This window comes from Streptomyces sp. NPDC050528, from assembly GCF_044457795.1.
GTDB lineage: Bacteria > Actinomycetota > Actinomycetes > Streptomycetales > Streptomycetaceae > Streptomyces.
Genome location: NZ_JBITHH010000003.1, coordinates 114390 through 127971, shown reverse-complemented (window position 1 = coordinate 127971; position 13582 = coordinate 114390). Strand labels below are relative to the sequence as shown.

Annotated in this window: 13 protein-coding genes; 4 read left to right on the top strand and 9 right to left on the bottom strand. The window is 71.8% G+C overall.

The genetic code is table 11. From position 1 onward, the window contains the following. Window positions 1-110: 110 nt before the first annotated feature. From ACIBK4_RS11955 to ACIBK4_RS11930, 6 genes are read right to left on the bottom strand one after another with little or no spacing between them, the layout of a single operon-like run. Window positions 111-1337 (bottom strand): cytochrome P450, encoded by a 1227-nt coding sequence (locus ACIBK4_RS11955; RefSeq protein WP_398994508.1) that lies wholly within the window; start codon window positions 1335-1337, stop codon window positions 111-113. Further along, window positions 1334-2560 (bottom strand): cytochrome P450, encoded by a 1227-nt coding sequence (locus ACIBK4_RS11950; RefSeq protein WP_398994507.1) that lies wholly within the window; start codon window positions 2558-2560, stop codon window positions 1334-1336. Before ACIBK4_RS11950 ends, ACIBK4_RS11955 begins: the two co-directional genes overlap by 4 nt. Next, a complete protein-coding gene (locus ACIBK4_RS11945) occupies window positions 2557-3180 on the bottom strand; it encodes a GTP-binding protein (protein WP_398994506.1) in 624 nt (207 codons plus the stop codon). Before ACIBK4_RS11945 ends, ACIBK4_RS11950 begins: the two co-directional genes overlap by 4 nt. Next, complete coding sequence (locus ACIBK4_RS11940; RefSeq protein WP_398994505.1) at window positions 3152-3514, bottom strand: DUF742 domain-containing protein; 363 nt, start codon at window positions 3512-3514, stop codon at window positions 3152-3154. The genes ACIBK4_RS11945 and ACIBK4_RS11940 overlap by 29 nt, the downstream gene beginning before the upstream one ends. Then, a complete protein-coding gene (locus tag ACIBK4_RS11935) occupies window positions 3511-3933 on the bottom strand; it encodes a roadblock/LC7 domain-containing protein (protein ID WP_398994504.1) in 423 nt (140 codons plus the stop codon). Before ACIBK4_RS11935 ends, ACIBK4_RS11940 begins: the two co-directional genes overlap by 4 nt. Further along, complete coding sequence (locus ACIBK4_RS11930; RefSeq protein ID WP_398994503.1) at window positions 3930-5357, bottom strand: sensor histidine kinase; 1428 nt, start codon at window positions 5355-5357, stop codon at window positions 3930-3932. The genes ACIBK4_RS11935 and ACIBK4_RS11930 overlap by 4 nt, the downstream gene beginning before the upstream one ends. A gap of 245 nt (window positions 5358-5602) precedes the next feature. Between ACIBK4_RS11930 and ACIBK4_RS11925 the strand changes: the two genes are divergently transcribed. Continuing rightward, window positions 5603-6685 carry an alpha-hydroxy acid oxidase gene (locus tag ACIBK4_RS11925; protein ID WP_398994502.1) on the top strand — a complete coding sequence of 361 codons (1083 nt, stop codon included), beginning with the start codon at window positions 5603-5605 and terminating at the stop codon, window positions 6683-6685. On the opposite strand, the gene ACIBK4_RS11920 is transcribed toward ACIBK4_RS11925, so the two are convergent. Genes ACIBK4_RS11920 through ACIBK4_RS11910 form a run of 3 tightly spaced genes read right to left on the bottom strand, consistent with a single transcriptional unit; the run spans window position 6651 to window position 9149 of the window. Then, on the bottom strand, window positions 6651-7691 hold the full coding sequence (locus ACIBK4_RS11920) for an NAD(P)-dependent alcohol dehydrogenase (RefSeq protein WP_398994501.1): 1041 nt from the start codon (window positions 7689-7691) through the stop codon (window positions 6651-6653). The genes ACIBK4_RS11925 and ACIBK4_RS11920 overlap by 35 nt on opposite strands. Before the next feature lie 20 nt (window positions 7692-7711). Next, complete coding sequence (locus ACIBK4_RS11915; RefSeq protein WP_033283026.1) at window positions 7712-8503, bottom strand: SDR family NAD(P)-dependent oxidoreductase; 792 nt, start codon at window positions 8501-8503, stop codon at window positions 7712-7714. A 7-nt stretch (window positions 8504-8510) separates the two neighbouring features. After that, on the bottom strand, window positions 8511-9149 hold the full coding sequence (locus ACIBK4_RS11910) for a TetR/AcrR family transcriptional regulator (protein ID WP_398995039.1): 639 nt from the start codon (window positions 9147-9149) through the stop codon (window positions 8511-8513). A gap of 268 nt (window positions 9150-9417) precedes the next feature. Between ACIBK4_RS11910 and ACIBK4_RS11905 the strand changes: the two genes are divergently transcribed. The 3 genes from ACIBK4_RS11905 to ACIBK4_RS11895 all read left to right on the top strand — a co-directional run bounded on the left by ACIBK4_RS11905 (window position 9418) and on the right by ACIBK4_RS11895 (window position 13579). Then, a complete protein-coding gene (locus ACIBK4_RS11905; RefSeq protein ID WP_398994500.1) occupies window positions 9418-10767 on the top strand; it encodes a transaminase in 1350 nt (449 codons plus the stop codon). Window positions 10768-10790: 23 nt separating this feature from the next. Continuing rightward, entirely contained in the window at window positions 10791-11231 is a 441-nt protein-coding gene (locus ACIBK4_RS11900) for an Lrp/AsnC family transcriptional regulator (RefSeq protein ID WP_398994499.1), read from the top strand. 98 nt (window positions 11232-11329) lie between these two features. Next, window positions 11330-13579 (top strand): MMPL family transporter, encoded by a 2250-nt coding sequence (locus ACIBK4_RS11895; protein WP_398994498.1) that lies wholly within the window; start codon window positions 11330-11332, stop codon window positions 13577-13579. Window positions 13580-13582: the final 3 nt, after the last annotated feature.

The window sequence follows — 13582 nt, the reverse complement described above, 5'->3', positions numbered from 1 at the left end:
GGGAAGCCGACGAGAGCGCTCGGGTCTCTCCCCCGAACCCGGGCAGGACCGGCTCCGCCCGCGGCCCACCCCCGAGGCCGCGGTGGGGCGGTTCCACCCCTGTGCGGGGCTCAGCCGCGCAGCCGTACCGGCACTTCCTGCCAGCCGAAGGCGATGAACGACGGCACCTGGCGCAGTTCGTCCGCCTCCACGGCGAGCCGGGCGTCCGGGAAGCGGTCGAAGAACGCGGGCAGCGCGGTCAGGGCCTCCACGCGGGCGAGCGGCGCCCCGATGCAGCGGTGCACGCCGATGCCGAAGGACAGGTGGTCGTCGGCTCCGCGGGCCGCGTCGAAGACGTCCGCGTCGGGGCCGTAGTGCGCGGGGTCGAGCCCGGCCGCGGCGTACGTGGTGATGATGGCGTCCCCGGCCGGGACGGTGATGTCGCCGACGGTGAGGTCGCTCACCGCGAACCGCAGCGGCAGCGAGGCGATGGACGGGTGGACGCGCAGGGTCTCGTCGACGACCGCGTCCCAGCCGATCTTCCCGGCGCGTACGTCCGCCAGCTGCTCGGGGCGCTTGAGCAGGGCGACGATCGCGTTGCCTATGAGGTTGACCGTCGTCTCGAAGCCCGCGCCGATCACCAGCAGCAGCGTGTACAACAGTTCCTCGTCGCTGAGCCGGTCGCCGTCCTCGTCGCGGACCCGGACCAGTTCGGTGGTGAGGTCGTCGCCGGGGTGCTCGCTGCGGTGGGCGATCAGCGCGGGCAGCACCGTGCCGATCTGCTGCTGGACGAACGCCGCGTGCTCCGGGGACGGGTCCGAGGTGTCCATGATGGCCGCGATCAGCCGACCGGTGTCGTCCACCAACTCGTCGGGCACACCGAACAGTTCGCAGACGATCCGCATCGGCAGGGGATGCGCGAGCGCCGCCCTGATGTCGACCACCTCGGCGTCGTCGGCCGCCACCGCGTCGAGCAGTTCCGTGGTGATCGTCTCGACCCGGGTGCGCATCGCCTCGGTACGCCGGTGGGTGAAGCTGGGCGCGACGAGTTTGCGCAGGCGGGTGTGGTCGGTGCCGTAGGTGGAGAGCATGTTGACGACGCCGATCCAGCCCAACACCCAGCCCCAGGACGGGTGTTCGCCCATCTCCGACCACAGGCTCCAGTGCAGCCGGGGGTCCCTGCTGACCTGCGGGTCGAGGATCAGTTCCTTCAGGGTGTCGTAGCCGGTGGGGGCCCAGGCGGGGATGCCGCCGGGCAGTTCGACGGGGACGATCGGGCCGAGGGCGCGCAGCTTGGCGCTCTCGGCGGCCATGTCGGCGCCGAACGGGTCGAGGGCGATGCGGTCGGACACGGTCACGACAGGTCTCCTGGCTGGTCGGGGGAGCGGGGGCTGAACCGCACGGGCAGCGACGTGAGCGAGCGATGGAAGGGACCCGGCCGCCAGGTCAACTCCTCCCGTGCCACGACGGGTTCGAGATCGGGCAGCCAGAGCGTGAGCCGCTCGATCGCCTCCGTCGCGATGAGCAGCGTGTGCTGCTTGACCGGGCAGGCGTGCGGGCCCGCCGACCACGACAGGTGCGAGGCGTCCTCGGGATGCCGGCCGGTGACGACCTCCTGCTCGGCGAAGTGCGCGAGCGCGCCGTACGAGACGACGACCGGGACCGCGGGCCGGATCCGTGCGCCGTGGAACGTCACGGGTGAACGGGCGTAGTGGATCCCGTAGTTGGCGAGCGGGGTCTCGTGGTGCAGGACCTCCACCACGGCGTCCATGACCGGCCGGGCGCCGCTGGTCAGCGTGGAGTAGTAGACCGAGGTGCCGAGGATGCGGGACAGAGCGTTGGACACCAGGTTCGCGGTCGGCTCGTGGCCCGCGCCCAGGGTGAGGAACACCTGCCAGGTGACCTCCTCCGGGGTGAGTCCGGCCGGATGGTCGAGGAGCCAGCTCGGCAGGTCGTCGCCGCGTGACTCGGCCTTCGCCGCGATGAGTTCGAGGACGTACCCACCGAACTCGGCCTCGCCCTCGGCCGCTTGGGCGCCGCCCTCCATCATCATCCCCAGCGCCCGGTCCAGCTGCTCGCTCTGGCTGTCGGGCAGCCCGAACAGGCTGTTGAAGACCAGCGCCATCAGCGGCCGGGCGAACTCGCCCACCAGATCGGCCTGTCCGCGCGGCCCGATCCGGCTCACCAGCACATGCACCGCCCGGTGCACCCGCGCGCGCAGGTCGTGCGGCTCGATGCGCTCGAAGGCGTCGATCAGCGCGGCACGGTAGCGGACGTGCGCGGCGCCGTCCGCGAACAGGGAGTTGGGCCGCCAGCGCATCATCCCGAGGACCGGCGAGTCCTCGGCGACCGTCGTCTCCCACGGCCGGGGATCGTGCGAGAACGTGGCGGTGTCCCGCAGCAACTCCAGCGCCGCCTGCCGCTCGGTGACGACGAACGCCGGTACGCCCGGCGCGAGTTCGGCCCGGCCGACCGGACCCTGGGCGCGCAGGGCGGCGTAGTAGCCGTAGGGATCCAGCGCGAAGCCGTCCTCCCACAACCGGACGGGACGGGCGGGGCCGACGGGGGTAGCAGTGGTCACCGGTGCTCCGGAGGGTCGCGGTCGATCAGGTGCTGGACCAGGGCGAGCAGCGCGTCGAGGGACGAGTCCGCGTCCCGGGCGTCACAGGTCACCAGCGGGGTGTCGGGCGCCAAGTCCAGGGCGGCGCGCAGCTGTTGCTCGGTGTGATGGCGGGGCGCGTCCGGGAAGGTGTTGAGGGCGACGGTGTACGGCAGCCCGCTCTCCTCCACCAGCCCGAGCACGTCGAAGGAGGCGTCGACGCGCCGGCTGTCGACCAGGACGAGTGCCCCGAGCGCGCCGTACGCGATGTCCTCCCACAGTGCCCGGAACCGCTCCTGCCCGGGCGTGCCGAAGAGATACAGCACGACCCCGCCCGGCAGGCTGATCCGCCCGAAGTCGATGGCGACGGTCGTCGTCGACTTCTCCCGCACCCCGTCGAGATCGTCGACGTGGACGGACGCCTCGCTGAGCTGTTCCTCGGTGTGCAGCGGGCGGATCTCGGACACGGAGTCGATGAGCGTCGTCTTGCCCACCCCGAAGGGTCCCGCGATCAGGATCTTGACCAACTCGCGCGCGGTGTCCGGCAGATGGAGCCCGCCGGCCGGGCTGCCGCTAGTGGTGCTTGAGGGCGCGTAGGCCATCTGCGACTCTCTTCAGCAGGTCGGGGCCGAAGCGTTCGGCGGGCGGGATCGGGGCACGGGCGAGGACGAGGTTCCGGTCGACGAGACCGGCGGCCAGCACCCGCACCGCGGAGACCGGCAGCTCCAGCAGGGCCGCCGCCTCCAGCACCGTCAGCGAACCGCCGTACAGGGCGTCCAGCAGGGCGAGTTGGGCCGCGGGGAGGTCGGCCGGGGCGGGCTCGCCGCTGCCGCTGAGGACCGTCAGCCGTTCCAGGTGCGGGCGGCTGGGCCGGGCCACACCGCCGGTCGACAGATACGCGGGAACGAGAGGACGGCCGCCGCGGCGGCCCGTCATGCCGGCGCGCCGCCGTCAACTCCTCGCGCAGCGGCGGCCATCGCCTTCTCACCCAGCCGCGCCACCTGCGAGTGCACCCGGTGCGCCAGCAGGTCCAGCCGCACCTCGGTGTCACCGTAGGCCGCCACACACGTCCCGTGATCCGTGGGGACGATGAGCACATAGCCGTGGTCCGACTCGATGACCACCTGCCGGATCTCGGCCCCTTCCCGGTCGGCGAACGCCGCGGCGGCGGTACGGCACGCCCCCTGCACCGTGCTGGTGATCGCGGCGACCCGCTCGCCCGAGGCCTGGGACAGCGCGTCGGTGTACCCCCGCACCAGCCCGTCCCGGGTCAACAGCACCGCCGCCACCACGTGCGGCACCTCCAGAATCGGATCGAGCACCCACGCCGTGTCGCCCCCATCGCGGCTGATCATCGAGCCGCTCCCCCTTCGTAGTCGGTCGGATGTGTGTCGTGCGCTGCTGTGTCGCGTCCCGCGGATTCATCGCCCACAGCACTCTCGCTCGCGGCGCGCGCGGCGGCCGTGCCGGACTGGAGGGCGCCGAGCGCGGCGGCGGCCTGCTCCGGGCCACGCTCCGGCTGCCGCGTCTCGGCCACGACCGGTGCCGCCGCCGCGGCGACCGGAGTACGGCGACGCCGTCGCGGCAGCCCCCCGGCATCGGGCACGGCCTGATGCCCGGACACATCGGCCACGGCGCGTTCGTCGCGCTCGGAGCCGTAGGAGTGGGCCGGTGCGGGGGCGGGCGTGCGGGTGGGTGCGGGGGCCCGGCGGGTCGAGCGCGGGGCGCCGGCCGCGGGCGGCTGCCGCTTGGGGTCGATCCGGCTGAGGAGATGGCTGTCGACGCGCAGGACCGCGCGGACGCCGCCGTACGGGGAGGGCGAGGACACGTCGACGCTCAGGTCGAACTGCCGGGTCAGGCGGCCGATCGCGGGGAACCCCATGCGCGGCGGGTCGCCCAGGTCGGTGAGCAGGATCGGGTCGGAACCGGCCACCATCCGCCGGGCGCGCTCGCGTTCGTCCTCGGTCATGCCGACCCCCGCGTCGTCGACCGTGACGCAGACGCCGTGGTGGACGTGCTCCAGGTTGACCACGACGTCGGTGTCCGGCGCGGAGTGCCGCAGCGCGTTGTCGAGGAGCTCGGCGACGATGATCGCGACCGGTTCGACGGCGTGCGAGACGAGCGCGGTGCCCGCTTCGAGGTGGTTGTGCACCCGCACCCGGTGGTACCCGGCGAGCCGCGCCTGGCCGCCGGTCACCGCCTCGACGAGGTGCGACTCCTCACGCGCGAGCCCGACCCACGCACCGCACACCACGGCGGCGACCTGCGCACGGCGCAGCGACTGCTCGTTCTCGTGGTCCAGCATGAACAGAGTCTGCGCCAACTCGGGGTCGTCGTACCGCTGTTGGAGCGAGCGCAGGGCGTCCTGCAACCGGTACAGCGCGGCCTGGATCTCACGGGTGGCCCCACGCATCCCGGCCTGTGCGGCGGCGTCGATGCGGGTGCGCTGCGCGGCGAGTTCCGAACGCACCGAGTTCAGCACGCTTTCGAGGGCGATCCCGAGGGGCGAACCGATGAACTGCGGCTGCCCGGGCCCCGGAACGGTGACCCGCGGATGTGTGAGCTGCCGGGCGGCGGCCGGAATGCGCTGCACCGCGAGATGCTCGACCTCGGCCGCCAACGCCGCCTGAAATCCGTCCAGTCGGTCTCGCAGCCCGGCGATCTCCTCGCGCTGCAGAGCGCGTTGACGCCGTGATCTCAACAGCCCGGCGCCGAGCGCCAGCGCGGACAACGTGCCGGCGGCGAGAGCACCGGCCACCAGGTCCGGTAATTCGGTCATCGAATCGAGTCCAAGCGCAGTCGGGCAGGGCTGAGTCGGGGCCTTCGAGGCTGAGTCCGGTCCCTCGGGCGGGGTGCCCGGAGCACAGTACACACCGTCATCGACCGCTCTCGCACGGTGTAACAGGACTTCGCTCCGAAACTGACCGGCCTCTGTTCGCTTCTGCGCCAAGTGTCTGAAATGGCGTACGGAGAAAGCGAGTTGAGCCGCTAGGGTCGGTGCATCATGCATGAAGGGGGACCGGTGTGACGGGTGTGGCGCGCTGGCTGGACGGCATCGAGGAACAGGCGGCCGGTCTCCTTCCGCCGGAGATCCACGCCTACTTCCGCAGGGGCGCGGGCCAGGGCCTCAGCGTCGCCGAAGCCGCCCCGGCCTGGGACGCATTCCGACTGCGCCCGCACATCCTGCGGGACGTGTCCCGCTGCGCGACCTCAACGACCGTACTGGGCACGGCAGTCGACACGCCGGTCCTCATCGCCCCGAGCACCTTGCAGCGCCGCGCCCACCCCGACGGCGAGGCGGCCACCGCGCTGGGCGCGGCCGGTGCGGGCTCGCTGCTGGCGGTGACCTCGAACACGGCGGTCCCGTTCTCGGCCCTCGAACCCTCGGGCGCGCCGTGGTGGGTGCAGGTGTACGTGGCCCGCGACCGGTCCCTGACCGAGGAGACCCTGCGGCGCGCCGTGGCGGCGGGCGCCCGGGCCGTCGTCCTGACCGCCGACACGCCCGTCATCGGCTCGCACGGCCGACCCGGCGCGCATGTCGCCGACTTCGTGGGCCCGGAGGACCTCTACGGCAACGTCACCGGCACCCCTGACCGGGAGGCCGCCGAGCACGCGCCGGACCTCACCCCGGACGTCATCGCCTGGCTGCGCGACCTCACCGGACTCCCGGTCGTCGTCAAGGGCGTCCTGCGCGGCGACGACGCCCGCGTCTTCGTGGACGCGGGCGCGGCAGCGTTGATCGTCTCCAACCACGGTGGCCGCCAGCTCGACGGGCTGGTGCCGAGCGCCTGGGCGTTGCCGGAGGTGGTCGACGCGGTCGCCGGAACGAACACCGAGGTGTACGTGGACGGCGGACTGCGCCGAGGCACCCACGTCTTCGCCGCGCTCGCCCTCGGGGCCCGCGCGGTGTTCGTCGGCCGCCCCGCCCTGTGGGCACTGACCGTGGCCGGCGCGGCGGGCGTGACCCGCCTGATCGAGGAGCTGGCGGCGGAACTCGTCGAGACGATGCGTCTGACGGGCGTGGCCGAACTCCCGGCGATCGGGCGGGACTTGCTGCACCTGCCGGCGGACGTCAGCCGTTCGGCAGGATCACCGCACGCCCGTTGATCTTCCCGGCGTGCAGCCGCTCGTACGCGAGTGGAGCCTCGTCCAACGTGAACGTCTCCGTGTGGACCGACACCGCGCCGGAACGGGCCAGCGCCAGAACCTCGGCGAGTTCGCTACGGCTGCCCCAGTAGGGGGCGTTGACCGATACCTCGAAGGGCAGATGGCCGAAGCCCACGGGCAGGGCGCCGCCGCCGATGCCGACGATCGCCACCTCGCCCTCGACGGCCGCGACCGCGCCCGCCGTCCGGACGGTGGGGTCCGCGCCGACGAAGTCGAAGACGGCCTCGGCGCCGACGCCGCCGGTGAGGTCACGGACCGCCCGCGCTGCGTGCGCGTCGGACAACACCGTTTCGTGGGCGCCGACTTGGCGCGCCAGCCGGAGCTTGTCCTCGCTCACGTCCAGCGCGATGACCCGCGCCGACGTCAGGGCGCGCAGCAATTGGATCGCCACATGGCCCAGTCCGCCCGTGCCGATGACGACCGCCGTCGAACCCGGCACCAGCTTGGGCAGCGCCCGCTTGATCGCGTGGTAGGGGGTCAGCCCCGCGTCCGTCAGCGGCACCGCCGCGACCGGGTCCAGGCCGTCGAGCGGGATCAGATGCCGGGCGTCGTCCACGAGGAGGTACTCGGCCATCGCGCCTGGAGCGCCGAGTCCCGGCGGGTGAATGCCCAACTGGGCTGCCCGCAGGCAGTAGTTCTCCTTGCCCTCGGCGCACTTGGCGCAGGTGCCGCAGCCCCAAGGGCCGTACACGGCGACGGAGTTGCCCTCCTCGACACCGGTGACCCCGGCGCCGAGCGCGGCCACCGTGCCCACGCCCTCGTGTCCGAGGGTGAGCGGAAGGTCGTAGGGGAAACTCTCGGCGGGCCAGCTCATCACGGCGATGTCGGAGTGGCAGACGCCGGCGGCGGTGACCTTCAACAGGACCTGGCCGGGGCCGGGTTCGGGGTCGGGGACCGTGACCACCTCGGGGGCGGCGCCGATCGTGCGGTACTGAAGTGCCTTCATGGTCGGGCTCCTTCCAGGGCTCAGACGGCGGTGTAGGCGCCGTCGACCAGGTGGTAACTGCCGTGCACGAACGACGCACGGTCGGAGAGCAGGAAGACGATCAGCTCGGCGACCTCCTCGGAGCGGCCGAGGCGGCCCGCGGGGTGCAGGGCGACGAGACCGTCGTAGGCGGACCTGTCCATGCCCTGGAGGAGTGGGGTCTCGATGAAGCCGGGGCCGACCGCGTTGATCCGGATGTTCTTCGACGCGTACTCGGCGGCGGCCGTCTTGGTGAGGCCGACCACGCCGTGCTTGGCGGCGACATAGGCGGAGGAGCCGGCGAAGCCCGTCGAGCCGAGGATGGAGGCGACGTTCACGATCGCGCCGCCCCGGCCCGCGGCCTCGATGACCGGGAGTTCGTGGCGCAGCGAGTAGAAGACGCCGTCGAGGTTGGTGCGGACGACGCGGTCGTAGGCCTCGATGTCGTACGCGCCGGTCGGTGCGCTCGGGCCGCCGATACCGGCGTTGTTCACGGCGAGGTCGAGCCCGCCGAAGGTGTCGACGGCGAAGCGTACGGCCGCCTCGACGGACTCCGGGCTGGTCACGTCCAGCGCGACGGCGGCGGCCTTGACGCCCTCCGCCTTCAGCTCGGCTGCGGCCTTCTCGGCGCCCTCGGCGTTGTAGTCGGCGATGACGACGTTCGCGCCGCCCGCGCCCAGTCGGCGGGCGGTGGCCAGGCCGATGCCGGAGGCGGCGCCGGTGACGAGGGCGGTCCGGCCGGCGAACTCGGTTGCGTAGTCGGTGACTTGGGCGGTGGCGGGGATGGTGCTCATGATGTGCTCACTCTTCGGTAGTGCTCTGGGACGCCGCGTCCGCGGCCTCCCCGATCAGGGCGTCGTAGGCCCGCTCCACCAGGGCGGCGAGGTCTGCGGCTCCCGAGTCGTGCTCGTCCGTGCGGCGCGCCCAGATGCGCAGGGCGGCCGTGAGGACTCCGGCGGCGGCGTCGACCACGACGGCCGGGCGGACATCCCGGACGTCGTCGGTGCCGAGCCGGTCGGCGAGGATGCGGATCGACTCCTCCTGGGCGTCGACCCGGATGCGTTCGTACGCGGCGAACAGGGCGGGCTCGCGGTCCACCAGGGCCAGCAGCCGCCGCATCCTCGGGCGTAGGTGCCAGGCCGGGTTCTCCCGGTCGGCGAGCCAGTCGCGCACCGCCCTGCGGTAGGCCAGCAGTGGCGGTTCGGCGGCCGGACGGGTCCGCAGCAGGGCGTTGATGCGGTCGCCGTCGCCCCGGACGAAGTCGAGCGCCGCGTCCTCCTTGCCGGTGAAGTGCCGGCTGAAGGTGCGTCGCGTGACGTCCGCGCGCTCCGCGATCGCCTCGACCGTGGTCGCGGCCAGGCCGTGCTCCAGGATCAGGTCCACGGCGGCGGTCGCCAGCGCGTTGCGGGTCTGCCGCGCCTTGCGCTGCCGCCGGTCCATCGAGGCGGCGCCGACGGGCTCGGCAGGGGCGCCGACGGGCTCGGTGGGCGCGCCGATGGGCTCGGCGGGAGACTCCATTGCCTTCATGTCTTCGACCGTACACCCATGATGTCCCATGGGGACACGAGACCCGATGAGACTTGTGTCCCCATGGGACATGAACGTGAATCGATTGTTGTGGCAATCGATTCGGCGGTTGCCTCTTGTCCATGTGCTGCTTTCCGCCGTATGGTCCGGACATTCCGTCGTCGACGCCACCGAGGTACCCATGGACCGCACCCGCCTGAAGGACCTCCTCGCCCGCGAGAGCGCCGACGCCGAGCGGCTCAACCCGCGCTCGAAGGCCGCCTACGCGCGCGCCGAGCATCTCTTCGGACGGGTGCCTATGACCTGGATGAACAAGACCGCCGGAGCCTTCCCCCGCTACCTCGACACCGCCCGGGGCGCCCGCGTCACCGACATCGACGGCCACGAGTACATCGACTTCAGCCTCGGTGACACCGGCGCGATGGCCGGGCACTCGCCCGCCGTCGTCGCGGAGGCCGTGCAACGGCGGTTCGCCGAACAGGGCGGTGCTACGGCGATGCTGCCCACGGAGGACGCCGAGTGGGTCGGCGCGGAGCTCACCCGCCGGTTCGGGCTCGCCCGGTGGAGCTTCGCGCTGACCGCGACGGACGCCAACCGCTGGGCGATCCGGCTCGCCCGTGCCGTCACAGACCGCCCCAAGATCCTGGTGAACAGCTACAGCTACCACGGCAGTGTCGACGAGTCGCTCATCGTCGTGGGACCGGACGGCCACGGCACCGCCCGCCCCGGCAACGTCGGCGCCCCCTGCGACGTCACGCTCACCAGTCGCGTCGCCGAGTTCAACGATCTCGCCCAGCTGGAACGGGAGTTGGCGCACCGCGACGTCGCCGCCGTCCTCATGGAACCCGCGCTCACCAACATCGGCATCGTGCTGCCCGAGCCCGGCTACCTGGCCGCCGTACGCGAACTCACCCGGAAATACGGCACGTTGCTCATCAACGACGAGACCCACACCTTCTCCGCGGGACCTGGCGGCTGTACCGCGGCCTGGGACCTCGAACCCGACCTGCTCACCATCGGCAAGGCGATCGGCGGCGGCATCCCGGCCGGTGCCTACGGTCTCTCCGCCGACCTCGCCGACCGGTTGCTCGGCCGTGCCGACCTGGACCTGGTCGACATGGGCGGCGTCGGCGGCACCCTCGCGGGCAACGCGCTCTCCGTCGCCGCGATGCGCGCCACCCTCGAACACGTCCTGACCGACGGGGCGTTCGCGCACATGGCGAAGCTGTCGGAGCGGTTCGCGGCCGGTGTCCAGGAGGGCATCGACGCCCACGCGCTGCCCTGGACGGTGAGCCGCCTCGGCGCCCGCAGCGAGTACCGCTTCGCCTCCCCGGCCCCGCGCACCGGAACCGAGTCCGAGGCCGCCGGTGACCCGGAGCTGGAGGACTTCCTCCACCTCTACCTCGCCAACCGGGGCATCCTGCTCACCCCGTTCCACAGCATGGCGCTGATGTGCCCCGACACGACCGAGCAGGACGTCGACACCCACACCCGGGTCTTCGCCGACGCGCTCGCCGAACTGGCCGCCTGACACAAGGAGTTGGAGACGCGCACGTGGACGACATCGACCGCGCCATCCTGCGCGAGCTGCAGACCAACGGCCGTATCGCCTACGCCGACCTCGGACCGAAGGTCGGTCTGTCCGCGTCGGCCGCCCGGCAGCGGCTCCAACGCCTGTTGGATTCCAAGGCGGTTCAGGTCGTCGGGGTGACCGACCCGATGGCCATGGGCGGGCAGGCCATGGCCATGCTCGGCATCGAGGTGGACGGCGACCCGCGTGCCGTGGCCGACCAACTCGCCCTGCGCGACGAGGTGGTGTACTCCGTGCTCACCTCCGGCGGCTTCGATCTGTTCGCCGAGGTGGTCACCCCGGGGCCGCGGGATCTGCTCGACTTCGTGAACGACGTGGTGCGGCCGATCGAGGGGGTGCGGAGCGTGCGGTCGTTCCCGTACTTCGGCATCCACACGCACCGGTTCCTGTGGGACGTGGGCTGACCTCGGCCGCAGCCCCGATACGCCCGAGATGCCGGTGTGATCGCGCGGGCGTCTAATGGGGATGTCGGATGTGTCCCCCGGCGGAAAAGGCCGAGGCCATGGCGCCCACGGAATCCAGTGCAGGGGGCAGCGGTACCGCTGCGAAGGGCGTGCTGCGGCGGCTGGGGGAGTGGTGCGCCCGGCACTTCGTGATCGTGATCGTCGCCTGGCTGGTCGCACTGGCCGCGCTCCAGGTCCTCAACAGGTCCTTCGGGGGCGACTATTCGGACGACTTCTCGCTGTCCGGCGTGCAGTCCCAGCACGGGTTGCAGGTGCTCAAGGAGCACGACCCGGCGGCCGGTGGCTACAGCAGCCAGATCGTCCTGCACGACAAGGACAAGCAGCTCACCTCACTGAACTCGCAGATGTCCGAGACGGTCGGTGACCTGCAGAAGCTCCCGCACGTCCTGTCGGTGCAGAACCCGCTGCCCCAGCCCGGAACGCAGACACCGACGTCCACCGGTCCGAACGTCGGCCCTCTCTCCTCCGACGCGAAGACCGCGTACATCACCATCCGCTTCGACGTGCAGCCGTCCACCCTCGGCGACGGCTACCTCCACGGCGTCGACACCTCCGTGAAGCCGCTGCGCGCGGCCGGCGCCCAGGTCGAGTACGGCGGACCGCTCGGCGAACTGGCCCGGCCCGCCGCCGACGACCGGATCAGCGAACTCATCGGGTTCGCCGTGGCGATCGTCGTCCTGCTGATCGGCTTCGGGAGTGTGATCGCCGCCGCGATGCCCCTGGTGACCGCGCTGATCAGCGTCATCGGAGGACTCGCCTGCCTCGGACTGCTGGCGGCGGCCTTCACCTTCGCGACGGTGTCACCGACCCTCGCGACGATGATCGGCATCGGCGTCGGCATCGACTACGCGCTGTTCCTGATCACCCGTCACCGGCAGAACCTCATGAACGGCTCCGATCCCGTGCGCGCCGCCGGACAGGCCACGGCGACCAGCGGCCGGGCGGTGCTCGTCTCGGGCTGCACGGTGATCATCGCGCTCGCCGGACTGTTCGTGTCCGGGGTGCCCTTCATCGGCAAACTCGGGCTCGCGGCGGCCGTGACGGTCGTGTCGGCGGTCATCGGCGCGCTCACCCTCGTACCCGCCCTGCTCGGGCTCCTCGGCAAGCGGATCGACCGCTACCGGGTGCGCCGCCCGGTCGCCGAGACCGACGCGGAACCGGGCACCGAACCGACGGGCACCTGGCACCGGTACGCGCAGCGCGTGGAACACCGGCCGTGGACGTTCCTCGCGGCGGGTGTCGCGGCCGTCGTCGTCCTCGCGATCCCGGTGTTCTCCCTCCAACTCGGTCACATCGGCGACGGCGCGGACCCCACCTCGTTCACGGACCGCCGCGCCTTCGACCTGATGACCGACGCCTTCGGCCCCGGCTCGAACGGCCCGCTCACCATCGTCATCGACCAGACGGGCGTCCCGACCTCCCAGCGCTCGGACCTCTCCAGCCAGGCCCAGAAGACGCTCGACGGGGTCCAGGGCGCCGCCAAGGTCACCCCGCTGACGACCACGAAGGACGGCTACGTCCTCGTCGGCACCGTCTACTCCAAGCAGTCCCCGCAGAGCGCCGACACCACCGACCTCACCAACCGCCTGGTCCACAACACCCTCCCGGACGCGGTCTCCGGCACCTCGGCCAAGGGCTACGTCACCGGCACGACAGCAGCGCAGGTCGACTTCCGCGACATCGTGTCGAGCCGGCTGCCCCTGATCATCGGCGTGGTGGTCGCGCTGGCCTTCCTGATCATCCTCGCCGTCTTCCGCGGTCTGCTGGTCGCCCTGAAGGCCGCCGTCCTCAACGTGCTCTCGATCGCGGCCTCCTACGGAGTCGTCGTCGCCGTCTTCCAATGGGGCTGGGGCGGCCCCGCGCTGGGCGTCTCCGGCAAGGTCCCCATCGAGAGCTACGTCCCGATGATGATGTTCGCGATCATCTTCGGCCTGAGCATGGACTACGAGATCTTCCTCCTCTCCCGCGTCCACGAGGCCTGGCTGCGCACGGGCGACGCCGAGGCCTCGGTCGCCCACGCCCTGGAGATCACCGCGCGCGTCATCACCTGCGCCGCGCTGATCATGGTGAGCGTCTTCGCGGCCTTCGTCGTCAGCGACAACATCGTGGTCAAGATGCTCGGGCTCGGCCTGGCCGTCAGTGTGCTGATCGACGCGACGGTCGTACGGCTGCTCATGGTTCCGGCGGTGATGACCTTGCTGGGCAGCCGCGCCTGGTGGACACCACGGTTCCTGGACCGGATCCTGCCGCACATCGATGCCGAGGGTGATCACGAGCAGCAGGCGTGAGGC

Coding starts and splice junctions, on each gene's coding strand:
- ACIBK4_RS11945 (WP_398994506.1), bottom strand. CDS start 3,180: ATGGCCTACGCGCCCTCAAGCACCACTAGCGGCAGCCCGGCCGGCGGG.
- ACIBK4_RS11940 (WP_398994505.1), bottom strand. CDS start 3,514: ATGACGGGCCGCCGCGGCGGCCGTCCTCTCGTTCCCGCGTATCTGTCG.
- ACIBK4_RS11935 (WP_398994504.1), bottom strand. CDS start 3,933: ATGATCAGCCGCGATGGGGGCGACACGGCGTGGGTGCTCGATCCGATT.
- ACIBK4_RS11930 (WP_398994503.1), bottom strand. CDS start 5,357: ATGACCGAATTACCGGACCTGGTGGCCGGTGCTCTCGCCGCCGGCACG.
- ACIBK4_RS11920 (WP_398994501.1), bottom strand. CDS start 7,691: ATGAAGGCACTTCAGTACCGCACGATCGGCGCCGCCCCCGAGGTGGTC.
- ACIBK4_RS11915 (WP_033283026.1), bottom strand. CDS start 8,503: ATGAGCACCATCCCCGCCACCGCCCAAGTCACCGACTACGCAACCGAG.
- ACIBK4_RS11910 (WP_398995039.1), bottom strand. CDS start 9,149: ATGGACCGGCGGCAGCGCAAGGCGCGGCAGACCCGCAACGCGCTGGCG.
- ACIBK4_RS11905 (WP_398994500.1), top strand. CDS start 9,418: ATGGACCGCACCCGCCTGAAGGACCTCCTCGCCCGCGAGAGCGCCGAC.
- ACIBK4_RS11895 (WP_398994498.1), top strand. CDS start 11,330: ATGGCGCCCACGGAATCCAGTGCAGGGGGCAGCGGTACCGCTGCGAAG.